Below are 25,550 nucleotides of genomic sequence, written 5' to 3'. Positions count from 1 at the left end.
CCATGAGACTTCTGGTGCTGGGCGGTACGGAGTTCGTGGGGCGGGCCGTCGTCGAGGCGGCGCTCGGGCGCGGCTGGGACGTGACCGTCTTCCACCGGGGACGGCACGCACCCGTGGCCGGGGTGCGGTCGCTGCACGGCGACCGCACCGCGCCCGACGGGCTCGCCGCCCTCGACGGCACGGACACCTGGGACGCCGTCGTCGACACCTGGTCGGCGGCGCCCCGGGCGGTACGGGACGCGGCGCGGCTGCTGCGGGGCCGCGCCCAGCGGTATGTGTACGTGTCGAGCCGCTCGGTGTACGCCTGGGCACCGGCCACCGGGCTCACCGAGGACGCTCCCCTGGTGGAGGGCGCCTCGGCCGACGCCGAACAGAGCGACTACGCCCGTGACAAGCGGGGCGGCGAGCTGGCCGCGACCGAGGCCTTCGGCGCGGACCGCTCGCTGCTCGTCCGGGCGGGACTGATCCTCGGGCCGTACGAGAACATCGGGCGGCTGCCCTGGTGGCTGAACCGGATCGCGCGGGGCGGGCCCGTGCTCGCTCCAGGGCCGCGGGATCTTCCCCTCCAGTACATCGACGTCCGCGACCTCGCCGACTGGGTGGTGGGCGCTGTGGAGCGGGAGTTGAGCGGGCCGTACAACCTGGTCTCGCCGAGCGGCCACGCCACCATGGGCGGTCTCCTGGAGGCCTGCGCGAAAGTGACCGGCGCCGACGCCGAGCTGCGCTGGACCGACCCGGAAATCGTCCTCGGCGCCGGCATCGAGCCCTGGACGCAGCTGCCGGTGTGGGTGCCGCCGGGCAGCGACCTGCACGCGGCCCTGCACTCCGGTGACGTCACCAAGGCGCTGGACACGGGGCTGAGTTGCCGTCCCGTCACCGAGACCGTCGTCGACACCTGGAGCTGGCTGCGGGAGATCGGCGGCACCGCGCCGCAGCGGCCGGACCGGCCCGCGGTGGGACTCGACCCGGCGCTGGAGGCGAAAGTCCTGGGCCTCGCGGGGGGTGTACCTGACACCACCCCCTGACCGGGTGGCCAAGCCCCGTGACCCGGCCCAGGCCCTCGGCGAGACTGCTGCCATGAGCATCGAGACACAGCACAGCGGCGCCCGCGGCGATGGGCTTACTTGGGCACGGACCTCGGGTCTGGCGGCGGTACGGGGGCTCGGGCTGGCGCTGGTCGCGCTGCCGGGTGCCATTCTGTGCTTCGTGCTGTCGCTGGTGTCGATCGCGCTCATCCCGATCGGCGTCGGGATCGTCACCACCCCGTGGGTGCTGACCGGGGTACGGGCGTTCGCGGACTGGCGCCGAGTGGTCGCCGCCGAGTGGGGCGAGGTGCGCATCCCGTCGGCGTACCGGCCGCTCCCGGCGAACGCCAACCCCTGGGGGCGCACCTTCGGCATGCTGGCCGACCCGGCGACCTGGCGGGACCTGCGCTGGCTGCCGGTCGACATGACGGCGGGGTTCCTGACCGCGCTGCTGCCGGCCGTGCTGCTGATCTACCCGGTGGAGGGGCTCGCGCTGGCCGCCGGGCTGTGGCGGGCCTTCCCGGACGGGTACTGGTACGCCTTCGTGCCGGTCACCGGGCAGGCCTCCGCGTTCGGCGCCGGTGCGCTGGGGCTGGTCTTCCTGCTGCTGTTCCGGCTGCTCCCCGCGCCCGTGCTGCGCGCCCACTTCCGCCTGACGCGCGCTCTCCTCGCTCCCAGTCAGGGTGAACTCGCCGAGCGGGTGCGGGTGTTGACGGAGACCCGGCAGGACGCCGTGGACACCTCCGCCGCCGAACTGCGGCGCATCGAGCGGGACCTGCACGACGGGGCACAGGCCAGGCTGGTCGCCATGGGCATGGACCTCGGCACCATCGAGCTGCTCCTCGACAAGGACCCGCAGAAAGCGAAGGAGCTGCTCGCGCAGGCCCGCAAGTCCTCCGTGGACGCCCTCGCCGAGCTGCGCGACCTGGTGCGCGGCATCCATCCGCCGGTGCTCGCCGAGCGCGGACTGGGCGACGCCGTGAGGGCGTTGGCGCTGCGGCTGCCGCTGCCGGCCGAGGTGACGGTGGAGCTGCCCGGGCGGGCGGACGCGCCGGTGGAGTCGGCGGCGTACTTCGCGGTGAGCGAGGTGCTCACCAACGCCGTGAAGCACGCGGACGCCGAGCGGCTCTGGATCGACCTGCACCACAAGGACGGCACGCTGCGGATCAGCGTCACCGACGACGGCAAGGGCGGCGCGGTGATCGGGGCCGGGTCGGGCCTTGCCGGGGTCGAGCGGCGGCTCGGTACATTCGACGGCGTCCTGGCCGTCAGCAGCCCCGCGGGCGGTCCCACCATGGTCACCATGGAGATCCCTTGCGCGTTGTCCTAGCCGAAGACCTGTTCCTTCTGCGGGACGGTCTTGTCCGGCTGCTGGAAGCCCATGACTTCGAGATCGCCGCCGCCGTGGAGTCCGGCCCCGAGCTCGCCCGCGCGCTGGCCGAGCTGGAGCCGGACGTCGCCGTGGTCGACGTACGGCTGCCGCCCACGCACACCGACGAGGGGTTGCAGTGCGCGCTGGCGGCCCGGCGGGCCAGACCCGGGCTGCCCGTGCTGGTGCTCTCGCAGCACGTGGAGCAGCTGTACGCGCGGGAGCTGCTCGCCGACGGCACGGGCGGGGTCGGCTATCTGCTGAAGGACCGGGTGTTCGACGCGGCGCAGTTCGTGGACGCCGTGCACCGGGTGGCGGCGGGCGGCACCGCGATGGACCCGCAGGTGATCCAGCAGCTGCTGACCCGGCGGGCGGCCGCCGACCAGCCGCTGGGCCGGCTGACCCCGCGGGAGCTGGAGGTGCTGGACCTGATGGCGCAGGGCCGGTCCAACGCGGCGATCGCGGGACAGCTCGTCGTCACAGAACGGGCCATTGCCAAGCACACCTCCAACATCTTCGCCAAACTGGACCTCGAGGTGTCGGACGACGACAATCGTCGCGTTCTGGCGGTCCTCGCCTATCTGGACCAGGGCCGGTGAGCGGCCGCTGATTTTCCGTAACTTCCGCTGCTCAAGCGGCTGTTGGGGCGCGACTGCCGAGTAATCCTCTGATTTTTATGAGAGACGCGTGAACACCCGTGGGACCGCGTCCGTATGGAACGACGCCGCTTCACTCCTGTCGGGCGCCTCGATGCCCCGCAAGGAAGTCAGAGGAGTTCCATGGGACGCAACAATCGCAAACGCCGTACGTCGATGACCACCAAGGTCGTGGCCGGATCGGCAGCCCTAGCGCTCGGTGGGGGCGGGCTTGTCTGGGCGAACTTCTACGCATCGGCTCACGAGTCGAACTCGGGGCAGAACCAGGTGAAGGCCGCCGGGGCACAGATCGCCACGATCCAGTGCCCGGACGTCGGCCAGAAGCTGACGAACGTCCCGAACGGCGCCCGGAACGGCGTGAGTACGGAGCTGGCGAACCTCGACAAGCAGATCACCGAGGCGTACGCCCGGCTGGCGTCCACGCGCCAGGCGCAGGCGGGCGACTCCGGGTTCGTGCAGAACGCGATCCTCGGCCCGCTGAAGGACAAGCGGACCGCGGCTCTGGACCGCATCCGGATCAACATCCAGCGGGCCGGCGGGCAGGTCTCGAACCTGTCGCAGCTCGCGGGATGCACCGGGGTCCCGGCCGAGCAGCCGGAGACCAACGCCGGTGAGGGTGACCAGAACCAGAACGGCGACGGCCAGCAGCAGGGTGACCAGAACCAGAACGGCGACGGTCAGCAGCAGGGCGACGGCCAGGACCAGGGTCAGGACAACGGTCAGGACCAGGGCAACGGCCAGCAGCAGAACGGCCAGGGCGGCAACGGCCCGACGGCCGACGACTTCGTGGACATCACCCAGGTGCAGGCCAACGCCCAGCTGGGCGTGGGTCAGAACGGCCTGCCCGCGAACGGGCGTTCCGGCTCCCGGGGCACGTTCACCACGAAGTGCGGCACCAACGGCAACGACAACCACAACACGGACAACGTGATCGTCGCCCCCGGTGTCAGCAACGGCGCCCACCACCTGCACGACTACGTCGGCAACCAGAGCAACGACGCCTTCGCGAGCGACCAGGAGCTGGCGGCGGCCCAGACCAGCTGCCAGAACCAGGGCGACAAGTCCTCGTACTTCTGGCCGGTGCTGCGCCTCCAGGACGGCACGCAGGACTTCGACCAGAACGCCGCCGGTGGTGGCACCGAGGGCAACGTCGGCAAGATCCTGCAGCCCGCCCAGGCCCAGCTGAAGTTCGTCGGCAACAAGAAGGGCAAGGTCGTGGCGATGCCGACGGCCCTGCGCATCATCACCGGTGACGCGAAGGCCTTCGTCAACGGCAACGCGAACGCCAACGTCAACTGGAGCTGCACCGGCTTCGAGAACAAGGTGCAGCTGCACGACAAGTACCCGATCTGCCCGCAGGGCAGCCAGGTGGTGCGCACGACCAACTTCCAGAGCTGCTGGGACGGTCAGAACATCGACAGCGCCAACCACCGTACGCACGTGGCGTTCGTCCAGGCCGACGGCTCCTGCGCCAACGGTTTCAAGGCGATCCCGCAGCTCCAGGTCCGGCTGGTCTACAACGTTCCCGCCCCGACCATCGAGAACGGTCAGGTCGTGAACCCGTACGCGGTGGACTCCTTCCCGGAGAACCTGCACAAGCCGGTGACCGACCACAACGACTTCATCAACTTCTTCTCCACGAGGACGATGAACAAGATGGTCAACTGCATCAACACCGGCCAGAAGTGCCAGTGAGCTAGCGCATGAGAGAGCCGGCGGTGGGATTTCCCACCGCCGGCTCTTTCGTGTTGTGTTCAGTGGCCGGAATGCGCGGTGTGGTCCTGGCCTTCCTCGATGTCCCCGCCGAGCGTCTTGCGCAGCGCCGCGGTCACCGTCTTCGTCTCGCCGACGGCCACCCACTTGCGGCCGACCAGGTAGTGACCGCCGTAGTCCTTGGCCCCGTTGATCCACTCGCGCTGGCCGCGATCAGTGGCGAAGGTGGCCAGGATGAACTTGCCGTCGGCGTCGCTCTTGCGGCACGAGCCCTGGCGGAGTTCGTCGGCGTCGATCTGGATGGTCGGCTTGCAGCCCACCTCGGCGGCCAGGTGTTCGAGGCTGCCGCTCGCCGTCTCCGGCACGGCGGCCTTGTCGTCACCGTCGCCGCCGGAGCCGCAGCCCGCCAGCACGAGGACCGCCGCGGCGGCCGTCGCCGCGAGCATCGGTCGGGTCAACCTCATCTGTTCCTCCGGAACCTTCCCGTGGGCCTGGGTGCCCGTCCCCTTCCATACGGCCGGGGAGCCCGGTGCGCTCAAATCGGCTGCCCCAGGGGTACGTACGTGCGAAAGTGTGCCGGTGAACGAGAACTGGGAACAGCGAGTGACGGCCACCTGGGCCGGCTTCGACGACTATCCCGAGGAGCGGGCCGCCGACTTCCGCGCGGTGATCGACGCCCTCGTCGCCGAACTCCCCGAGGACAGCCCGCTCGGCCCCTTCGAGCAGGCCTGCGCCTGGGACTCGACCGGCCACTCGGACAAGGCGGCCCCGCTGTACCGGGAGGCGCTGGCGCGCGGGCTGTCCGGCTACAAGGGGCGCCGCGCGAAGATCCAGTTGTCGAGTTCACTCCGGAACATCGGCCAGGCCGAGGAGGGCGTCAAGCTCCTGACCCCCGAACTGGACGCCCCCTCCGACGAGTTGGACGACGCCGTACGAGCGTGTCTCGCCCTGTGCCTGTCCAGCCTCGGCCGCGACCGCGAGGGCCTCTCGCTGGTCCTCGGCGCCCTCGCTCCCCATCTGCCGCGCTACCAGCGGTCGATGGCGAACTACGCGCGCGCACTGGTCGACCCCGACGACTGAGTCACCCGGTCGGCGGTGACCAACGCACGATTCGCTCGTTCTGCTGAACGTGCAGTCACAGGATGTCGCCCCGCGCCCCGCACCGTCCGCCTCCGCCGAGCCGTTCGTCGACGTCGAACAGGCCGAGGCCGCGCTCGTCGAGCACTACCCACGGCTGGTCCGGCTGGCCTACCTGGTGCTGCCGCCGGGCCTCGGCCGCAACCGGCGGGTCCTGACCGCGCACGCCCTCACCCAGCGCGCCCTGCCGCGCGGCCGGGCCTCGACGCCGGCCATCCCGGCCCAGTCGACCGGCCGCGACGGCGACCCCGGGTACGCCTTCGTCCGCCTCCAGGTGCTGCGCACCGCGCTGGAGGCGGGCCTGCCGCTGACCTACCGGGCCTGGCCCAAGCGCTCCCAACTCCCGCCGCTGCTCCCCCAGGTGTGGGGACTCCGGCTCTTCCCGCGCTCGGGCGGCGCCGACGAACTCGCCCTGGACCAGCGGCTGTCCGCGCTGTCGAGTGAGGCCCGCGCCGCCTACGTCCTGCGCGGTCTGGAGCGGCTCCCGGACGGCGACGTCCGCCGGGTGCTGACCGAGGCCGGGGTGGCGGACCCGGACGAGGCGCTGGAGGAGGCCGCCGAGGTGCCCGCGCAGTACGCCCTCCTCGACTCCCCCGAGTTCGACCCCTGCTCGCTCCAGGCCCGCCCCACCGACCTGATGCGCCGCAGGCAGCACACGAAGGCCGCGCTCGCCGCCGCCGCGGCGGTCGCCGTGTGCGGGGCGCTGCTCGGCCTGCCGGGCGACGGCTGGGGCCCCGACGGCGCCGCCGCGCCCGCGTACGCGCAGAACCCGTCCGCGCAGGCCGCCCTCGACCCCGCCAACCTGACCCGGGTCCCGGCCACCGCCTGGCAGGCCGCCTCCCGCAACGACTTCTCCGTCTGGCCCGCCCGCGGCGAACTCGCCCACGACACCGCGCTGCTGCGCCGCGCCCTCGCCGTCTGGGCCCGCCCCGGCGAGACCGTCCAGGTCTCCGCGACCCCCGGCACCCCGTCCGGCGGCCCCTCCGGCCCGCCGCAACTGCTGTACGCGGGGCTCGTCGACAACGCGCGCGTGGTGATCCTCTACGACGGTCTGCGCATCGCCCGCTACGCCGAGCCCAAGGACGGCACCAAGGGCGCCGCCCTCGACTTCGCGCGGGTCGACGGGGCGACCCCGGGCGAGGCGAGCGCGGTCGTGCTGGGCCGGGCCGACGGCAACGTCCGCTATCTGCTGGCGCCCTGGGTGAAGAAGGCCGCCGAGCGCGACCTGCTCAAGCCCAACTCCGGTGCGATGGACCTGACCCTGACCAAGGGCGTCACCTCGCCGCTGGCCGGCCCCGCCCAGCAGAACGGCGGCTGCACGTCCTGGAACGTCCTGCAACTGACGGACCGCTCCGGCACCCGCCTGATGAGCGACCTCGGCGAACTGGTCCCGGCCCGCCTCACCACCGGCCGCCCCGGCGCGGTGCACGAGGCGTCCGGCGCGGAGGCGCTGCGCACCTGGGCGCCGTACGCCTGCTCGCTGGGCGCGATGCGCTCGGCCGGCGTACGGACGGTGAACGCGTGGGCGTACGCCGAGCAGCAGCTGCCCGAGGCGGGCGGGGCGGCGGACTGGGTGTGCACGCGCGCGGAGACCTGGCGCGGCGGCGGAACCCGCGTGCTGGCGCAGTTCCGCACGCCGGGTTCGGCGTACGGGGCGGTCGCGGCGCAGGCCGAGAACGTCCCGGCGTGCGGCCCGCGCGACCCGAACGTACTGGCGGGTGTGCTGTGGAAGTCGGGGTCGGGGTCCTGGTACCTGCTGGCGGCGGGCGGCAAGAACACCGCGTCGATCAGCACGAGCGGTGCCGTGCGCGGCTCGGGCCAGGGGAACCTGCTGGCCGTGAAGGCGAAGGAAGGCGCGCAGGCCGGGCTGAAGGGGACGCTGGCCGACGGGCGGGCGATCAACGGGCTGCACTGAGGACCGCTTGCTGACACCAGTGTAAATAACAAGCAGCACAGGGGTTCCCGCCCGACCTACCCGTCAGTACATTGACGCCATGTCTAACACGCAGGACCGGGTGCACCTCAAAGCCCGCAAGGTGTCCTTCTCCTGGGACGACACCCCGCTGCACTGGGTGCCCGGCGATCCCTTCGCCGCCCACACCATCAACGTGCTCCACCTGCTGCTGCCGGCCGGCGAGCGCTGGTTCGTGCACGTCTATCAGCAGGTGCTGCCGCTCATCCGGGACGAGCGGCTGCGCGAGGACGTCATCGGGTTCATCGGCCAGGAGGCCATGCACTCCCAGGCGCACGACGAGGTCCTGCCGCATCTGAAGGAGCTGGGCCTCGACCCGACCCCGTACACCGCGCAGATCGACTGGTTCTTCGAGAAGCTGCTCGGCGACCGGACGCTGCCGCCGGGCAGGCCGCGCCGGTGGTGGCTGATGGAGCGGGTGGCGATCATCGCGGCCATCGAGCACTACACCGCGTTCCTCGGCAACTGGGTGCTGAACGCCGAGGAGTTGGACCGGCGGGGCGCCGATCCGACCATGCTGGACCTGCTGCGCTGGCACGGCGCCGAGGAGGTCGAGCACCGGTCGGTCGCCTTCGAGCTCTTCATGCACCTGGACGGCGGCTACCGGCGCCGGGTGCGCACCTGGGCGCTGGCCTTCGCGACGCTGGTGTTCCTGTGGCAGCGCGGGGCGCGGTTCTTCATGGCGAACGATCCGACGCTCGTCGACGGCAGGGCGAGCTTCAAGGACTTCTACGTCCGGGGGCGGCGGGGCGTGCTGCCCGCGACCGGCGACATGCTCCGGTCGATACCGCGCTATCTGAGCCGCGCCTACCACCCCTCCCAGGAGGGCTGCACCGAGCAGGCGGTCGCCTACCTCGCCCAGTCCCCCGCGGCGCTGGCCGCCGAGAAGGGTGCCGCCTGATGCCGAAGCCGCTGACCGTCGCGGTCGTCGCCGGGGCCGCGCTGCTCGCCCGGCGGGCCATGCGTCGCCGTATCCAGGTCTCGCCGCTGTGGCCGATGCCCGCCCTGGAGGAGCCGACCTCTGGGCGGCCCCGGTCGCGGGCGATCCGGCTGCTGGTGGCCGTGCGCGAGGAGGTCGCCGACGGGGTCGTACAACTGCGCCTGGAAGGGCGGGACTTGCCGCGCTGGGAGCCCGGTGCGCATCTCGACCTGGTGCTGCCGTCGGGGCTCGTGCGGCAGTACTCGCTGTGCGGGGACCCTGCGGACACCTCCTCGTACACCGTCGCGACCCGGCTCGTCGAGGACGGGCGGGGCGGCTCGCGCGAGGTGCACGAGCAGCTCGCCGAGGGCATGGAGATCGAGGTGCGCGGGCCGCGCAACCGTTTCCCGCTGGTCGAGGCGGAGTCGTACGTCTTCGTCGCGGGCGGCATCGGGATCACTCCCGTCCTGCCGATGCTGCGGGCCCTGCCCGAGGGCACCGACTGGCGGCTGCTGTACTGCGGGCGGTCGCGGGAGTCGATGCCGTTCGTGGCGGAGCTGGAGAAGCTGGACCGGGTGACGGTCGTGACCGGGGTGCCCGATCTCGACGCGCTGGAGGTGCCCGAGGGCGCCGCCGTGTACTGCTGCGGGCCTGAAGGACTGATGGCGGCGGTCGAAGAGCGGTATCCACAGGTGTACTTGGAGCGGTTCATGCCGCGGGCCGCCGCGCCGGGCGGTGCCTTCGAGCTCGAACTCCGGCGCACTGGACGGACGTTGACCGTACCGACCGAATCCTCTGTACTGGCCGCCGTGCGCGCCGAGTTGCCCGACACGCTCTACTCCTGCGAGCAGGGTTTCTGCGGGACCTGCCAACAGCGGGTACTGGAGGGCGAGGTCGACCATCGGGACGAGTTGCTGACCGACGCCGAGCGCGATGACTCGATGCTCATCTGCGTTTCGCGGGCACGAAGTGAGCGGCTTGTGCTGGATATGTGAACACCCATGGCCGGACCGGTCCGTTCCGGGCCGGTTCCGATCGGTAAGGTGTTCGCATGACTACCGGGGTACGGCGAAGAATGGGAGTCGAGGAGCGGCGGCAGCAGTTGATCGGCGTCGCCCTCGAACTGTTCAGCCAGCGCTCGCCCGATGACGTGTCCATCGACGAGATAGCGGCCGCGGCGGGCATCTCGCGCCCGTTGGTCTACCACTACTTCCCCGGCAAACTCAGCCTGTACGAGGCCGCGTTGAAGCGGGCGGCGGACGATCTGGCGGGCCGGTTCGTCGAGCCGCAGGAAGGGCCGCTGGGGGTGCGGCTGCTGCGGGTCATGCGGCGCTTCTTCGACTTCGTGGACGAGCACGGGCCCGGTTTCGCGGCCCTGATGCGGGGCGGCCCGGCGGTCGGCTCCTCGGCGACCAACGCGCTCATCGACTCCGTACGGCAGGCCGCGTACGACCAGATCCTGTCGCATCTGGGCATCACCAACCCGCCCGCGCGACTCGAACTGGTCGTCCGCTCCTGGATCTCGCTCGCCGAGTCGACGGCACTGATCTGGCTGGACGGCCGGCGCATCCCGCGCGGCGAGCTGGAGGCCCAGCTCGTGCACGACTTCGCGGCGCTCGCCGCGGTCAGCGCCGCGTACGACGAGGAGATGGGCGCGCTGATGCGCGTCATGCTCCGCGACGAGCCGGCCGACGGGCCGTTCGCCGACCTGGTGGGCCGGCTGATCGCGCTGGCGTCCTAGAACTTGCGGTAGGAGGCGTCGAGTTCGCGGACCTCGGCGGAGGCGTGCAGCACGATGCCCTGGTCGTCCTGGATGTGCTTGCGCAGCAGTTCGAGGACCGCTTCCGTCAGCTTCGCCTTGGTCTCGTCGGTGCGCCCGGCGAGCAGACCGAGGGTGACATGGACCACGGCGTGGCCGCCCTCCTCGTATCCGAAGGCCGTGAGCTCGCTCGCCCGGAACTGCGTCTTGCACGCCTCCGGCTTCGCGGCCGCGATCTCCACCGTCGCCTCGTGCAGCGCCCGGGCGAACCCGGCCCGGTCGAAGGCGGGAGTGATCGTCTGGGAGTAGTCGACGGTGATCTGCGGCATGGGCACTCCTGTTCTAAGGCGACGAGGTCACCCTAACCGTCGCGCCCGAAGCCTCGCGGAACCGTCTCATTCCAAGCGCAGCGCCAGCATCGCGATGTCGTCCTCGCGGTCCCGGCCGAAGCAGCCGAGCAGGGTGTCGCACAGGGCGTCCAGGCCGGGCGGGGCCTCGGCGGCGGCCTTGCGGAGCTGCTCCAGGGAGACGGCGAGGTCGGTGCCCCGGCTCTCGACGAGCCCGTCGGTGACCATCAGCAGCCGGTCGCCGGGCGCGAGGTACAGCTCGGTGGGCGCGGGACGGTCCAGGCCGAGGCCGAGCAGCGGGCCGGCCACCCTGACGTAGTCGGCGCCGCCGAGGGCGGGCACGATCAGCGGCGGCGGATGTCCGGCGTTGGAGATGCGGGTGCGTCCGGTCGCCGGGTCGACCAGGGCCAGGCAGACCGTGGCCGTGACGTCGGGGTGGAAGTGCTGGAGCATCCGGTCGAGCCGCTCGGCCAGCACCCCGGGGTCGCTGGTCTCGACGGAGTAGGCGCGCAGCGCGTGCCGCATCTCGACCATGACGGTGGCCGCCTCCAGCGAGTGCCCGACGACGTCCCCGACCGCGGTGAGCGCGCCCCCGTCGGTGCTCAGGGCGGCGTAGAAGTCCCCGCCGATCTCGGCCTGCCGGGAGGCCGGCACATAGCGTGCCGCGAGTTCGACGCCGGGCAGATGGGCGAGCCGGTGCGGCTGGGGCAGGAAGCTGTGCTGGAGGGTGAGGGCGACATGGCGCTCGGCCTGGTACATGAGCAGCGGCTCCGCGGCGAGCGCGGTCGCCTCGGCGAGGCGGGCGACCAGTCCGTCGTCCGCGGGGACGGCCGGGGCGGCCCGGCGGACGGGGGTCGCCACGCACACGGGAGTACGGCCCTGCCGGGTCGCCGCGACGGCGAGGCGGGCGTCCTCCTCGACGCCGGGCCGGAAGAAGCCTGCGGGCCACATCGGCGCGGGCACGACCAGGCTGTGCACGCCGGTCTGCCCCTCGGCGATCCGCTCGACGAGCCGGACGACCGCGTCGTGCGCGCTGCCGTCCGGCAGGGCGAGGGTGGCGCGGGCCCGGGAGGTGCCGCGGTGCAGCTCCCCCTCCGGGCCGATCACGAACACCACGGCGGGCGCCCCGGTGAGCTGGGACGCGCCGTCCGCCGCCGCGTCGGCCAGCTCGGCGACACAGCGCGCCGACTGCACGGTGACGATGGCCTCCGACAGCAGGGTGAGCCGCTGCACCAGGGTCTCGGTCCCGGTGCGCCGACGAGCCCCGCGTACCGCGGCCCGGACGACGGCCTGGATCTCCTGCGGTTCCGCGGGCACCGTGAGGTAGGCCTCCCCGCCCGCGTCCAGCCCCAGGCAGCGGTCGCGCGGGGCCACGGCCGCAGCGGAGAAGTGCACGACGGGCAGGGTGGCCATCAGCGGCTGGGCCTTGACCCGGCGGCACAGCTCGAAGCCGTTCATGTCCGGCAGCCCGACATCCACCAGGGCCAGATCGGGCAGCCGGCCCGCGTGCAGCCGTACGTCGAGTTCGAAGAGGGCCTCGCCGGCGCTCGCGACGGGCACCACGCGATGCCCGGCCCGCCGCAGCACGGCGCCCATGGCATAGCGGCTGGCCGCCACGTCGTCGACGACCATCACGGTCGTGTCCGTGAGTTCGGTGTAGCCGTCCATGTCCGGCAGCCCCTTGGAACACGATGGGGTGGGACGGCCCCGAGTCCGGGTCCGCCCCACCCAAAATAGTGCTCGATCAGGCGGTTCGGGAGAAGACGGCGACAGTGCGCCCCGGAACGGCGAACGTGCCCGATTCCTCCGCGTACGACGAGGACTTGACGGTAGAGTCCGCGCCCGTGGCCTGCACCGGGTGCAGCGCATACCCCTTGCCCGCCAGCGAAACGATCCGCTGTTCCTGCTTCTCCGGCGTCGCGTTGAACACCACGACCAAGTCACCGAGTTCCATGGTGATCACGCCGGGCGTCTCGTCCTTGCCGGACAGCGGGAAGGACAGCTTCGACTGCACCTGTGCGGCCGTGTCGAGGGAGAACACGCCCTCCGTCGAACGGATCTTCAACAGGTCCTGGTAGGCCGCCGAGGCTCCCTGGATCTGCGTGCAGCCGACCTTCACCTGGGCCAACAGGGGCTTGGCGTACGACCACTTGGACTCGTTGTCGGCCGCCATCGGCAGGCCCCGGCCGAAGCCGTTGCCGTCCGCGCAGTTCCAGTGGATGGCGTTGAACCAGTCGCCGCTGTCGTAGGAGTTGCGGTCCAGGGACTTGGAGCGCAGCAGGTCGGTGCCCGCCTGGGAGAGGGCCGGGCCCTGCGAGAGGGTGGCCGTCGCCATGGCGAGGACCTGCATCCGGGCGCGGTCGTCGGCGCCGGTCGTGGCGGGCAGCTTGTACGTCAGCGCGTCGAACAGCGACTCGTTGTCGTGCGCGTCGGCGTAGGCGAGGGCGTCGCCGGGCGCGTCCGCGTAACCGGCGGGCTGGCCGTTGTAGTCGACCTGGGCGCCGGTGACCTCCTTGCCGTCGGTGTCGGTGAAGGCGTACTTCGCGAGGTTGCCGCTCAGCCCGACCTTGATGAGGTCCTGGTAGTGCAGCAGCCGGGCCTTCTGCTCGGCCGAAGTGCCGTTGCTCTTCGAGGAGTTGGGGTCGGTGTAGAGACCGGACGCGAAGCCCTGGACGCCCGGGTCCTCGTCGAAGGGCCCGCCGCCGCGCACCGCGTCACGGGCCCGGTCGGAGAAGGTGGCGATGCCGGTGCCGGCCATGTTCTTCTGGGTGGCCTGCACGAAGCGGGCGTCGTCGGCGACCTCGCCGAAGTTCCAGCCCTCGCCGTACAGGATGATCTTCTTGCCGTCGACGCCGTCCTTGGCGAGCGTCAGCTCGTCCAGGGCCTTCCTGACCGCCAGGATGTTGGCCTTCGGGTGGTGGCCCATGAGGTCGAAGCGGAAGCCGTCGACCTTGTACTCCTTGGCCCAGGTGACGATCGAGTCGACGACCAGCTTGCCCATCATCGCGTTCTCGGTCGCGGTGTTGGCGCAGCAGGTGCTGTTGGCGACCGAACCGTCGGCCAGAAGCCGCTGGTAGTAACCCGGGACGACCTGGTCGAGGACGCTGGTGTCGGCCTGACCGCTGGCCGCGGTGTGGTTGTAGACGACGTCCATGACGACCCGCAGACCGTCGTCGTTGAGCGCCTTGACCATCTCGCGGAACTCGACGGTGCGCTCGGTGCCGTCGGGGTCGGTGGCGTACGAACCCTCGGGGACCGTGTAGTGGTACGGGTCGTAACCCCAGTTGAAGGCGTCCTTGGCGGCTATGGCGGAGACGCACTCCTGCTGCTTGGTGGAGTCGGCAGCGTAGGAGGCGAGATCGCAGTCGGTGGTCGCCTGGTCGGACTTCTTCTCGGGGATGGTGGCGATGTCGAAGGCCGGCAGGAGATGGACGTATGAAGTCCCCGACTTGGCCAGCGACTTGAGGTGCTTGGAGCCGTCGCTGTCCTTGTCGGTGAAGGCGAGGTACGTGCCCTGGTCCTTCGCGGCCACCGTCTTGTCGGCGATCGAGAAGTCCCGGATGTGCAGCTCCTGGATCTGCGCGTCCTTGAGCGGGGTCGCCTTCGGCTTGGTGTACGACGTCCAGCCCGACGGGGCCAGCGACTTGTCGTCGAGGTCGACGACGAGGCTGCGCTCGGAGTCGGTGGTCAGGGCGACCGAGTAGGGGTCGGTGACCTTGTTGGTGACGAGCTTCTGGACGCTGGGCGCCCAGACCTTGACGACGTACCGGTACTCCTTGCCCTTCCAGGACTTCGGGCCGGTGACGGACCAGACGCCGGTCTTCGCATCGCGCTTCATGGCGACGATGGAGCCGTCGAGTTCCAGCTTCACGGACTGCGCGGTCGGCGCCCAGACGGAGAGCGTCGGTCGGCCCTTGCTGAACGTCGGCCCCAGGTCGGCGTCGGTCGCGCTCGCGTACAGGTCGTCGAGGACGCCGGCGATCTGGACGCCGGTCGCCGCGAGGACGGCACCGTTCGCCGCGCGCTGGGAGGCGACGACCTGACCGCTCAGGGCCTCGCGGACGCGGTCGCGGTCACGGGGATCGACGGTCCAGGCGGTGTACGCCTTCAGGTGCGGGAACTTCTCCTTCTGCGCGTCGGTGAGGCTGGTCTTGGACAGCCGCAGCCAGCGCTCGTCGTCGCTGGTCAGCGTCCCGTCCTTGACGGCGATCGAGCCGTCGTGGCTGTAGAGGAGCTGGGTGGAGGCGGCGGCGTCGGAGCCGTTCCAGGCGACCGTGTTCCGGTCGATCCAGACCGCCTTGGAGGTGGTCAGGTCGAGGGCGGCCGCGGAACCCGCGGGCTGCGGGAGCAGGTACTTCTCCTGGCCGTTCAACAGCCACACCTCGTGCCCGTTGGCCGTGAGGTCGAGCGACTGGTCGGACGGGAGATCCTTGTCGTCGCCCTTGTGGATGATGTAACTGAGGCTGGTGGCACCGTCGGTGAGCGGTACCTCGAAAACCGCGCCATAGGCGTCAGTCTTCACCGGCTTCAACGGGTTCGACCAGTCGGTGGGGTTCGCGGCGCCCGTCCAGACGTGCAGGCCCCAGCCGTCGTAGTCGCCGTCGGCGCGGTGGTAGTGGATGACGGCCTTGGTCTTGTCCTGCGCCGGGTAGTCCGGCTTCTCGGTCAGGACGTCCGTCTTGCCCTGCTCGATCCAGACCTCGCCGGTCTTGGTGACGTCGATCGTGCGGTCGGCGGAGACGTCCTTGTTGCCGTCCTTGTCGATGACGAGGAAGCCGACGTTGGAGGCGCCGGTCTTCAACTTGACGTAGGCGAAGGCGCCGTAGGCGTCCCGGCCCGTGAAGGGGTGGCTGGCGGGCCAGTTGGTGGCCTCACCGTCGGCGAGGTCGCCCCAGGCGTACAGGCCCCAGTCGTCGTAGTCGCCGTCCGCGCGCTTGTAGTGGACGATCGCGTAGTCGCGGGAGGAGGCGGTGGGGACCTCTTCGGCGGGCGGGGTGCCGGTGGTGGAGGCGGCGAGGGCACTCGCGATGCGTCCCTGGGAGTCGACCACAACCGCCTTGTAGCGCAGGGCGGTTCCGGCCGGTACGGCCTTGCCGATCACCTGCGTGACCTTGTACGGGGCGTGGTCGGCGGAGCCGAGCGTCCGCCACTTGCCGTTGCCGACCTGGGCGGCGAAGACGACGCGGTTGAGCTGACCGCCGTCCACGTCGGCGGAGAGCTCGACCGTGCCGGTCGCGCCGGCGGCCGGGGCCTTGAGGGTGACCGTCGGCGCGGTGGCCGACTTGACGGGCTTGGCGGCCGCCTTGAGGACGATCGCGGAGCCGGCCGGGACGGTGACGGTGAGCTTCTTGTCGGCGTCGGACTTCACGGAGGCGTCGCCGCCGTAGATGCCGTTGTACGACATGGCGGCCGACCCGACCCCGAACGTCGCCGTCTTGGCCTCACCGGCGTTGTTGAACGCGACGACGTACTCCTGGCCGGTCCTGGCGTCGGTGCGGGAGAAGGCGTAGATCCCCGTGCCGTCGGCCGCGTAGCGCTCGGTCTGGATGCCGTCGGTGAGGGCCGGGTTGGCCTTGCGGAGCTTGGAGAGAGCGCTGATCTGCTGGTAGAGCGGTGCGCTCGTGTCGTAGGCGCTGCTCGCGTGGGTGCGGTCGGTGCCGATCTCGTCGTCGTCGAGGTAGTCGGCGGTCTTCGACGCGAACATCGTCTGGCGGGCGTCCTTGTCGCCGCCGGAGCCGATGAAGCCCTGCTCGTCGCCGTAGTAGACCACCGGGTTGCCGCGGCTGAGGAACATCAGCTCGTTGGCCAGCTCGTCCTTCGCGAGGAGTTCGGCGTCGGTGGCCTTCGGGTTGTCCTGGTTCAGGAAGTACCCGATGCGGCCCATGTCGTGGTTGCCGAGGAAGGTGACCTGCTCGTACGCGTTGGCCTTGTCGGTCGTGTACTTGTAGTCGTCGCCGAAGACGGAGGCCAGCTTCTGCGCGCTGCCGCCCTGAGAGGCGTACTGCCGTGCCGCCTCCTGGAAGGGGAAGTCGAGCGTGGCGTCGAGGCGGCCCTGGGTGACGTACGGCGAAGTGATCGACGTGTCGGCGGAGTACACCTCGCCGAACATGAAGAAGTCGTCGCGGCCGCGCTTGGCGGCATAGGAGTCGAGGGCGGTGGCCCACTGGGTCCAGAACTCCATGTTGACGTGCTTCACGGTGTCGATCCGGAAGCCGTCGATGTCGAAGTCCCGAACCCACCTCTCGTAGATCTTCTCCATACCGCTGACGACCTCGGGACGCTCGGTCCACAGGTCGTCGAGGCCGGAGAAGTCGCCGTAAGTGGTCGATTCGCCCGCGTAGGTCGAGTCACCCCGGTTGTGGTACATCGTCGGGTCGTTCAGCCACGACGGGACCTTGCTGTTCTTCGTGACCTGCGGCGTACGCGGGAAGGAGTCGGCGTCAACCTCGGGGAAGTCTCCGGTGCTGCCCGCGTAGTCCGCGTCGTCGAACGGCTCGCCGTCCTTCGTCAGATACGGGAACGCGCCCTTGGAGAGGTAGTCGTACGACTTCTCCTCATAGTCGACGACGTCGGCCGTGTGGTTGGTGATGACGTCGAAGAAGACCTTCATGCCCTTGGCGTGCGCCTTGGAGATGAGGTTCTCCAGGTCCTGGTTGGTGCCGAAGTGCGGGTCGACCTGGGTGAAGTCAGTGATCCAGTAACCGTGGTAGCCGGCCGAGGCGTTGGCCCCGGTGCCCTGCACGGGCTGGTTCTTGAAGATCGGCGCCATCCAGATGGCGGTGGTGCCGAGCCCCTTGATGTAGTCGAGCTTCTTGGTCAGACCCTTGAGGTCGCCGCCCTGATAGAAGCCCTTGTCGGTGGGGTCGTAGCCGGTGCTCAGACGGCTGCCGGTGAGGCCGCCCTCGTCGTTGCCGGTGTCGCCGTTGGCGAAACGGTCCGGCAGGACGAAGTAGAACTGCTCGCGCGTGGAGTCGTGCCGGGCGGGCTCGGCGGCGAGCTTGGCGTCGGACGGTGGCGGAGGCGGCGTGTCCGCCCGCGCCGCGAGGGGTTGGACGAGCGCTGCGGCCAGCGCGGTCACGGTGACCGCGGCGACCCGTCCGGCATGGGCGGTACGGCGCCTCGACGGCGTCGGCCATCTCGGTATCACAGATGGGCTCCTTGCGATTACGGCTCTACGTGGGTCCGACCCCGCGCGACCGTATCGCCGCCGTAATGCTTACAGCAAGAGTCTTGAAAGTAACGGAAAAGAATTTCAGCAGGGAAGTTGGCCTGCGTGAAGCCGGTGATCTGCCACGCGGGGTGAACCGTGAAAGCGTGAACCCCTCGTGCACCGGGCTGCACACGAGGGGTTGAGGGGTCGCGGAACTCCGCCTCAGCAGCTGGACTTGCCGCTGTAGATGGCGAGCGCGGTGTTGGCGCCCAGGGTGGCGGTGAGCTGTCCGCTGGAGTTCACCGTCACGGTCGTGTTGCTCTGGACGTCACAGTAGGTCCCGGCGGCCATGGACGTCTGGTAGGTCCGGGTCAGACTGCTGGACTCGTGGTTGATGGCGACATAGCCCTTGCTGCCCCGCCCGAAGGCGATGGCGTCGGCCCCGTTGTCCCACCAGTTGGTGACCGACTGACCGCGGGTGGCGTTCCGGAAGGCGACCATGCGGATGATCTCCGGCCACTTGTGCTGGCACTTCCAGCCGTCCTGCCAGCAGGCCGTCACCGAACCACTGTTGGGCGGTCCGGCGTCCGAATCCGACCATTCGTACCCGGAGTTGATGTCCGGGGCGCCGTACGGGTAGGCGAGCATGAAGACGTTGGCCAGCGTGTAGTTCGCGCCGTCCTTGTAGTTCAGTGTCGAGCCGTTGCGCTCGGTGTCGTGGTTGTCGACGAAGACACCGGCGACCGAGCTGCTCATGTACCCCCATCCCTCGCCGTAGTTCTTCAGATAGGCGAGGTTCTCGTTGTTGAAGACGCGCTTGAGGTCGTAGGCGTAACGGAATTCCTGGACGTCCCCGTTGCCCGTGTACTCGGTGGGCTGGACGGCCTCGCCGCTGCCGTAGATGACCTCCTGCTTCCAGTACACGGAGGTGTTCGACAGCCGCGACTTGATGTTGGCGAGGTCGGTCGCCGGGATGTGCTTGGCCGCGTCGATGCGGAAGCCGTCGACGCCGTAGCCGAGCAAGGTGTTCATATACCCGGCGATGGTGGCGCGGACGTACTCCTCGCCCGTGTCCAGGTCGGCGAGGCCGACGAGTTCGCAGTTCTGGACGTTGGTGCGGTTGGTGTAGTCGCTGATGGTGGACGTGCAGTCGTCCATGTCGTAGGAGGAGTACAGGCCGGGGTAGTTGTACTTGGTGTACGACGACCCACCCGTGCCGGTGCCGCTGCCCGCGGACATGTGGTTGATGACGGTGTCGACGACGACCTTCACCCCGGCCGCGTGACACGTGTCCACCATGCTCTTGAAGGCGGTGGCGTCACCGAGGCGACCGGCGATCTTGTAGCTGACGGGCTGGTACGACGTCCACCACTGCGAGCCCTGGATGTGCTCGGCGGGCGGGGAGACCTGGACGTAGCCGTATCCGGCGGGGCCGAGGGTGTTGGTGCACTCCTTGGCGACCGAGGCGAAGTTCCACTCGAACAGGACGGCGGTCACGTCCTTGGTGCCGGGCGGGGAGGCGGCGGCGGGAGTGGCGGGGGCGACGAGGGCCGCGGCTGCGGCGAGCGCGGTGAGGGATGCGCTGGCTGACCATCTCGATATCACGTGGGGGCTCCTTGCGTGACGGCCGGGCGTCCTTGCCCGGCGCCGGCGTGAACGTACCCCTGACGAAAGGTTTACAGCAAGAGGCTTGAAACTCACAGCAAGAACTTTCACGACTTCTCTTGACGTGCCCTTCTCAACTGCCGCACGCTCACGACTTGTTGAATCCCCGACCTCTGATCGACTTCAGCTCCCCTCTCCCCGATTCCCCCTCCCGGAGCCGCACATGACCTTCCGACCGGGTGCGCTGAGCCGCACCACAAGAGCCCTGGCGGTCGGCGCCCTGGCGCTCGCCGGTGTCACCGCCCTGCCCGCCGCGACCGCCCACGCCGACGCCACGACCTCCGGCGATGTCATCGCCAACCTGTGGGAGTGGAACTGGGACTCGGTCGCCGCCGAGTGCACCGACGTCCTCGGCCCGAACGGCTACGGGGCCGTCCAGGTGGCCCCGCCCGCCGAGTCCCTGAAGCAGTCCTCGTACTACTGGTGGGACGTCTACCAGCCGTACTCCTACAACCTCAACAGCCGCTTCGGTACGGCCTCCGAGTTCGCGGCGATGGTCTCCGCCTGCCACACCGCCGGCGTCAAGGTGTATACGGACGCGGTGATCAACCACACCGCCGCGCAGACCGGCACCGGCTACAACGGCACCACGATCACCAACAAGTACGACACCCCCGACTGGGACGCGGGTGACTACCACCAGTCGGACGACTGCTCCGACTCCGACCTCATCATCGACGACTGGTCGAACCTCACCGAGATCCAGAACTGCGAACTCCTCGGCCTGCCCGACCTGGAGACCGAGAACGACAGCGTCCGCAGCGGTATCGCGGCCTTCCTCAACAAGCAGCTCGCCCTCGGCGTCGACGGCTTCCGCGTCGACGCGGCCAAGCACATCCCGACCGCCGACCTCCAGGCGATCGAGGCCAAGCTGACCGACACGACGTCGGGCGCGGACCCGTACGTCTTCCAGGAGGTCTACCCGGGTTCGACCCCGGCGGCCTCCGACTACTACTCCTCCGGTGACGTCCTCGACTTCACCTACGCGAGCAAGCTGAAGTCGGCGTTCCAGGGCAATGTCAGCGACCTGGAGTCGCTGTCCTCCTCGGGCATCCTCACCCCCGCCAACTCGGTGTCCTTCGTGACGAACCACGACACCGAGCGCAACGGTCTGCACATGTCCTACAAGGACGGCGACACCTACAAGCTGGCCAACATCTTCCAGCTGGCCTACAAGTGGTCGACGCCGACCATCTACGCCGGCTGGGAGTTCACCCAGAGCGACCAGGCCCCGCCGAACTCCGCCGGCTTCGTCACCGACACGGACTGCTCGAACGGCTGGTACTGCCTCGACCGGGACACCGCCGTCACCGGCATGGTGAAGTGGCACAACGCGGTGGGCTCGGAGTCGGTGTCCAACTGGTCGACCAAGTCGTCGAGCGTGATCGGCTTCTCCCGCGGCACGGCCGGCTACATCGCGATCAACAACGGTTCGTCGGCGGCGACCTACACCTTCGCGACGGGGATGGCCGACGGCACGTACACGAACGTCATCGACAACGGGGCGACGACGGTGACGGTGTCGGGCGGCAGCGCGACCCTCACGATCCCGGCGAAGAGCGCGATCGCCTTCTACGACGGCGAGTTCACGCCGTGCACGACGTCCTGCGAGGACGACGGCGACGACGACTCGACGTCGACGGTGACGGCGACCTTCAACGAGTACGCGTCGACGACCTCGGGCACCAACGTCTACGTGATCGGCTCGATCTCGGCCCTCGGCTCCTGGGACACCTCGAAGGCGGTCCAGCTGTCGTCGACCGGGTACCCGATCTGGTCGGGTGCGGTGAGCGTGCCCATCAACACGTCCTTCGAGTTCAAATACATCAAGAAGGACAGCTCGGGCAATGTGACCTGGGAGTCCAACGCCAACCGGACGGCAGCCACGACCACTTCCGCCCTCTCCGTCAACAGCTCCTGGAACGTGGCCACCGCCAACTCCACCGACGTCACCTTCAACGTCACCGCCACGACCGACTGGGGCACCAACGTCTACGTCGTCGGCTCCATCGCCTCCCTGGGTTCCTGGGACACAAGCGCGGCGATCCCGCTGTCCTCGGCGTCGTACCCGACGTGGAGCAAGCTGGTGATCGTGCCGAAGAGCACGGCCTTCACGTACAAGTACATCAAGAAGGACAGCTCCGGGAACGTGACCTGGGAGTCCGGCACCAACCGCTCGTACACGACGGGCAGTTCGTCGGGCTACACCGCCAGTGACACCTGGAAGTAGCGGAGCAGCTCCGTGACGGGGCCGCCGCCGGGACGACACCCCGGCGGCGGCCCTTCCGTGCTCACCGCTGGCTGGCCGGCTTGCCCGGCAGGTCGGCGCGGCTGCCCTCACAGTCGTACACGATCTCCACCGAGCCGCCGGGCAGGGCGCGTTGGCTCCGGAAGGTCAGCCCGGTGTCGGCGCTGAGCGCGGGCGTCAGCCGGGTCCCGCCGCCGAACAGCAGGGGCAGGACGACCAGTTCGAGGCGGTCGAGGGCGCCGAGGGCGTGGAAGGTGCCGATCGTGCGCGGACCGCCGACGAGGTGGACGTCGCCGCCCTTGTTGGCCGCGCGGATCTTCTCCAGCAGCCGTACCGGATCGCTGTCGGTGGTGACATGGTCCGGGGTGCCCTCCGGGCGGTGCGAGCCGAGGACGAACACGTCGAGGTCCGGCCAGGGCCAGCGAGTGTTGTTCAGCGCCGGTTCGAAGGTGGTGCGGCCCATGAGCGCGGCCTCGCAGTCCGCGAGGAACTCCCGGATGCCGTGGCTCTCACCGGAGACGAACGCGGGGTCGGCGGTCAGGGCGGGCCAGCCGTTCGGCGTGGTGACATAGCCGTCGGCACTGGTGCTCAGGCGGGCGCGGATCTTCATGGTCTCTCCTCGGGACGGGGGCGCCGGTCGCCCTTCCACCCAAGCGTCGATCGCGGAGCGGGCGGATCGACACGCCGTCGAGGAAATCTCCGGTCACCCGGAAAAACGCCGGACCCCCGCTGCCCGAAGGCGGCGGGGGCCCGGTCGCGGGTGTGCCCTTGCTCAGGCGGTCGTCCACCACACCGTGGTGTCGGACGGGATCTTCGCGTCGCCGTCGACCTCGGCGATCTCGCCGCTCGCGAGGAGCACGCGGCCGTACGCCGGAGTCGTCACCGATTCGCCGGTGGTGTTCGCGACGCAGACGAACTCGCCCCGGCGGAAGGCCAGTACGCCCTCCGGGGCGCGGAGCCATTCCACCGAGTCGCCGGCGCCGAGGTCGGGTTCGGCGCGGCGGACGCTCAGGGCCGTGCGGTAGAGCTCCAGGGTGGAGCCGGCCACGCCGGTCTGGGCCTCCACGCTCAGGTCCGCCCACTCCGCCGGCTGCGGGAGCCAGCTGCCGCCCGTGCCGAAGCCGTACGACGAGCCCTCGCGCGTCCACGGGATCGGGACGCGGCAGCCGTCGCGGAAGCCGTCCTGGCCGGCGCCGCGGAAGTAGGCCGGGTCCTGGCGGACCTCGTCCGGGAGGTCGACGACGTCCGGGAGGCCGAGCTCCTCGCCCTGGTAGATGTACGCCGAGCCGGGGAGGGCGAGCATGAGAAGGGTGGCTGCCCTTGCGCGGCGCAGGCCCAGCTCGCGGTCGCCCGCCTCGCGGATCTGCGTGCCGAGGCCCGCCGGGTTCGCGAAGCGCGTTGCGTGGCGGGTCACGTCATGGTTCGACAGGACCCAGGTGGCCGGGGCGCCGACCGGGCGCATCGCCTCCAGGGTCAGGTCCACCACCTTGCGGAGCTCCTCCGCGTCCCAATGGGTGCCCAGGTACTGGAAGTTGAAGGCCTGGTGGAGCTCGTCCGGGCGGACGTAGTTCGCGGTGCGGGCGACCGTCGGGGTCCACGCCTCGGCGACGAAGATGCGCTCGCCCGCGTACTCGTCGAGGATCAGCCGCCACTGGCGGTAGATGTCATGGACGCCGTCCTGGTCGAAGAACGGCATGACATCGTTGCCCAGCAACTTGAGCTGGTCGCCGTCGCCGCCGATGTCCGGCAGGCCCTCCGCCTTGACCATGCCGTGGGCCACGTCGATGCGGAAGCCGTCCACGCCCATGTCCAGCCAGAAGCGCAGGATGGAGCGGAACTCGTCGCCGACGGCGGGGTGTTCCCAGTTGAAGTCGGGCTGCTCGGGGGCGAAGAGGTGAAGGTACCACTCGCCGGGGGTGCCGTCGGGCTCGGTGACCCGGGTCCACGCCGGGCCGCCGAAGATCGACTCCCAGTTGTTCGGGGGGAGTTCGCCGTGCTCGCCCTTGCCGGGGCGGAAGTGGTAGCGGTCGCGGAGGGCGGACCCCGGGCCTTCGCGCAGGGCGCGCTTGAACCACTCGTGCTGGTCGGAGGAGTGGTTGGGGACCAGGTCGACGATGATCCGCAGGCTCAGTTCGTGCGCGTCGCGGATCAGCGCGTCCGCGTCCAGCAGGTTGCCGAACATCGGGTCCACGGCCCGGTAGTCGGCGACGTCGTAGCCGGCGTCGGCCTGCGGGGAGGCGTAGAAGGGGCTGAGCCACACGGCGTCCACGCCCAGGTCGCGCAGGTACGGCAGTCGGGAGCGGATGCCCTCCAGGTCGCCCATGCCGTCGCCGTTGCTGTCGGCGAAGCTGCGCGGATAGACCTGGTAGATCACCGCGTCTCTCCACCAGTCGCTGCGCTTGGCTTGGGCAGGAGTCGGGGCCGAGGCGAGGGCGGAGTGCTGCTGGCTCATGGCGTCCTTGTACGTAACGGGGTCATGGGGTCAGGTGTGCATACAACGGTGATGACGAGGCGGCCGCGGTGACAGCGGGGTCGGATGGACACCGCAGCCGCCTCGAGTTCGGGTGCGGCACCGTCGTGGCTGGTCGCGCCCACGCGGCGGAGCCGCAAATCGATACAGCCCCGCGCCCCTGACGGGGCGCTACCGAACCGGCGTTCTAGCCCTTCGTGCCGCCCGCCGTGAGGCCGGTCACCAGGTTCTTCTGTACGAGGTAGAAGAACGCGGACACCGGTATGGCGATGAGCACCGCGGTCGCGGCCATCAGGTTGCGCTGGGCGTCGTGTTCGCTGACGAAGCTCTGCAGACCGACGGCGAAGGTGTACTTGTCGTCGCTGAGCATGAACGTCGAGGCGAAGGCGACCTCGCCGAACGCGGTGATGAAGTTGTAGAAGGCGGCGACCGCGAGGCCCGGCTTGGCGAGCGGCAGGATCAGCCGGAAGAACGTGCCGAAGGGGGTCAGTCCGTCGACGCGGCCGGCCTCGTCGATCTCGAAGGGGATCGTGTCGAAGTAGCCCTTGAGCAGCCAGGCGCTGTAGGGGACCGCGGTCGCGCAGTAGACCAGGACGAGGCCGAGGTAGCTGTCGACGAGCTGGAGATCCACGAGGATCTGGTACATCGGCACGATGAGGACGGCGATCGGGAACATCTGGGTGACCAGGAGCACCCACATGAGCTTCTTGTAGCCGGGGAACCGCATCCGGGAGACCGCGTAGCCGGTGGTGGCCGCCGCGAACACGCCGATGACGGTGGTGCCGAGGGAGACGATCAGCGAACTCTTCAGCCAGTCGAAGAAGTTGGTGTGCTGGAGGACGAACGAGTAGTTGTCCAGCGTCATCTTGTCCCAGATGCCGCCGGGGTGGAGGTAGTCGTCCTTGTCCGGGCCGAGGGACAGATAGACCAGCCAGGCGATCGGGAACAGCGCGATCAGGCTCGCGACGATCAGGATGCCGTGGGAGGCGAGGGAGGCGGCGCGGCCGCGCTGCTCACGGCCGCGGACCTTGCGCGGCCGGGAGGCTTCGAGGACCTGGGGGGTCACCGGGCGGTCCGCCTTGATCTCGGAGGGGGTTGAGGTGCTCATGGTGACTCCTGC

18 protein-coding genes are annotated in these 25,550 nt (G+C 69.9%); 10 read left to right on the top strand and 8 right to left on the bottom strand.

What is annotated here, in order from left to right; translation table 11 throughout:
• Positions 1-2: 2 nt before the first annotated feature.
• The 4 genes from IQ210_RS33300 (at position 3) to IQ210_RS33285 (ending at position 4,745) form a co-directional block, all read left to right on the top strand.
• Positions 3-1,025, top strand: a complete 1,023-nt coding sequence (locus tag IQ210_RS33300; RefSeq protein WP_194082900.1) for an SDR family oxidoreductase — start codon at positions 3-5, stop codon at positions 1,023-1,025.
• A gap of 52 nt (positions 1,026-1,077) precedes the next feature.
• Complete coding sequence (locus IQ210_RS33295; RefSeq protein WP_194082899.1) at positions 1,078-2,355, top strand: sensor histidine kinase; 1,278 nt, start codon at positions 1,078-1,080, stop codon at positions 2,353-2,355.
• Complete coding sequence (locus IQ210_RS33290; RefSeq protein ID WP_194082898.1) at positions 2,340-2,993, top strand: LuxR C-terminal-related transcriptional regulator; 654 nt, start codon at positions 2,340-2,342, stop codon at positions 2,991-2,993. The genes IQ210_RS33295 and IQ210_RS33290 overlap by 16 nt, the downstream gene beginning before the upstream one ends.
• A 180-nt stretch (positions 2,994-3,173) precedes the next feature.
• Positions 3,174-4,745, top strand: coding sequence for a DUF1996 domain-containing protein (locus tag IQ210_RS33285; protein ID WP_194082897.1), 1,572 nt, complete (start codon positions 3,174-3,176; stop codon positions 4,743-4,745).
• Positions 4,746-4,804: 59 nt separating this feature from the next.
• On the opposite strand, the gene IQ210_RS33280 is transcribed toward IQ210_RS33285, so the two are convergent.
• Positions 4,805-5,227 carry a hypothetical protein gene (locus IQ210_RS33280; RefSeq protein ID WP_194082896.1) on the bottom strand — a complete coding sequence of 141 codons (423 nt, stop codon included), beginning with the start codon at positions 5,225-5,227 and terminating at the stop codon, positions 4,805-4,807.
• Positions 5,228-5,342: 115 nt separating this feature from the next.
• Here IQ210_RS33280 and IQ210_RS33275 point away from each other — a divergent pair, with 115 nt between their 5' ends.
• From IQ210_RS33275 to IQ210_RS33255, 5 genes are all read left to right on the top strand, one after another.
• Positions 5,343-5,843 carry a tetratricopeptide repeat protein gene (locus tag IQ210_RS33275; protein ID WP_194082895.1) on the top strand — a complete coding sequence of 167 codons (501 nt, stop codon included), beginning with the start codon at positions 5,343-5,345 and terminating at the stop codon, positions 5,841-5,843.
• A gap of 49 nt (positions 5,844-5,892) precedes the next feature.
• Positions 5,893-7,815, top strand: a complete 1,923-nt coding sequence (locus IQ210_RS33270; RefSeq protein WP_194082894.1) for a hypothetical protein — start codon at positions 5,893-5,895, stop codon at positions 7,813-7,815.
• Positions 7,816-7,894: 79 nt separating this feature from the next.
• Complete coding sequence (locus tag IQ210_RS33265; RefSeq protein WP_194082893.1) at positions 7,895-8,773, top strand: metal-dependent hydrolase; 879 nt, start codon at positions 7,895-7,897, stop codon at positions 8,771-8,773.
• Positions 8,773-9,786, top strand: a complete 1,014-nt coding sequence (locus tag IQ210_RS33260) for a PDR/VanB family oxidoreductase (RefSeq protein WP_194082892.1) — start codon at positions 8,773-8,775, stop codon at positions 9,784-9,786. The genes IQ210_RS33265 and IQ210_RS33260 overlap by 1 nt, the downstream gene beginning before the upstream one ends.
• A 56-nt stretch (positions 9,787-9,842) precedes the next feature.
• On the top strand, positions 9,843-10,532 hold the full coding sequence (locus IQ210_RS33255; RefSeq protein ID WP_194082891.1) for a TetR/AcrR family transcriptional regulator: 690 nt from the start codon (positions 9,843-9,845) through the stop codon (positions 10,530-10,532).
• Here the strand turns inward: IQ210_RS33255 and IQ210_RS33250 are convergent.
• The 4 genes from IQ210_RS33250 to IQ210_RS33235 form a co-directional block, all read right to left on the bottom strand.
• Complete coding sequence (locus tag IQ210_RS33250; RefSeq protein WP_194082890.1) at positions 10,529-10,879, bottom strand: 5-carboxymethyl-2-hydroxymuconate Delta-isomerase; 351 nt, start codon at positions 10,877-10,879, stop codon at positions 10,529-10,531. The two genes, IQ210_RS33255 and IQ210_RS33250, sit on opposite strands and share 4 nt — an antisense overlap.
• A 66-nt stretch (positions 10,880-10,945) precedes the next feature.
• On the bottom strand, positions 10,946-12,565 hold the full coding sequence (locus IQ210_RS33245) for a fused response regulator/phosphatase (protein WP_194082889.1): 1,620 nt from the start codon (positions 12,563-12,565) through the stop codon (positions 10,946-10,948).
• Positions 12,566-12,641: 76 nt separating this feature from the next.
• On the bottom strand, positions 12,642-18,044 hold the full coding sequence (gene pulA, locus IQ210_RS33240) for a pullulanase-type alpha-1,6-glucosidase (RefSeq protein ID WP_194082888.1): 5,403 nt from the start codon (positions 18,042-18,044) through the stop codon (positions 12,642-12,644).
• Between the two features lie 225 nt (positions 18,045-18,269).
• On the bottom strand, positions 18,270-19,652 hold the full coding sequence (locus tag IQ210_RS33235; protein WP_194082887.1) for an alpha-amylase: 1,383 nt from the start codon (positions 19,650-19,652) through the stop codon (positions 18,270-18,272).
• A 223-nt stretch (positions 19,653-19,875) separates the two neighbouring features.
• On the opposite strand from IQ210_RS33235, the gene IQ210_RS33230 reads away from it, so the two are divergent.
• Positions 19,876-21,942, top strand: coding sequence for a carbohydrate-binding module family 20 domain-containing protein (locus tag IQ210_RS33230; RefSeq protein WP_194082886.1), 2,067 nt, complete (start codon positions 19,876-19,878; stop codon positions 21,940-21,942).
• Between the two features lie 61 nt (positions 21,943-22,003).
• On the opposite strand, the gene IQ210_RS33225 is transcribed toward IQ210_RS33230, so the two are convergent.
• From IQ210_RS33225 to IQ210_RS33215, 3 genes are all read right to left on the bottom strand, one after another.
• Positions 22,004-22,570, bottom strand: a complete 567-nt coding sequence (locus IQ210_RS33225) for a dihydrofolate reductase family protein (RefSeq protein ID WP_194082885.1) — start codon at positions 22,568-22,570, stop codon at positions 22,004-22,006.
• A 162-nt stretch (positions 22,571-22,732) separates the two neighbouring features.
• On the bottom strand, positions 22,733-24,412 hold the full coding sequence (locus IQ210_RS33220) for a glycoside hydrolase family 13 protein (protein WP_194082884.1): 1,680 nt from the start codon (positions 24,410-24,412) through the stop codon (positions 22,733-22,735).
• Positions 24,413-24,617: 205 nt separating this feature from the next.
• On the bottom strand, positions 24,618-25,538 hold the full coding sequence (locus IQ210_RS33215) for a sugar ABC transporter permease (protein WP_194082883.1): 921 nt from the start codon (positions 25,536-25,538) through the stop codon (positions 24,618-24,620).
• Between the last annotated feature and the right edge of the window lie 12 nt (positions 25,539-25,550).

The sequence above is a fragment of the Streptomyces justiciae genome (genome assembly GCF_015163075.1).
GTDB classification, from domain to species: domain Bacteria; phylum Actinomycetota; class Actinomycetes; order Streptomycetales; family Streptomycetaceae; genus Streptomyces; species Streptomyces justiciae.
Note: the sequence above shows the minus strand (reverse complement) of the source record. Positions and strands in the feature narration are given on the sequence as shown.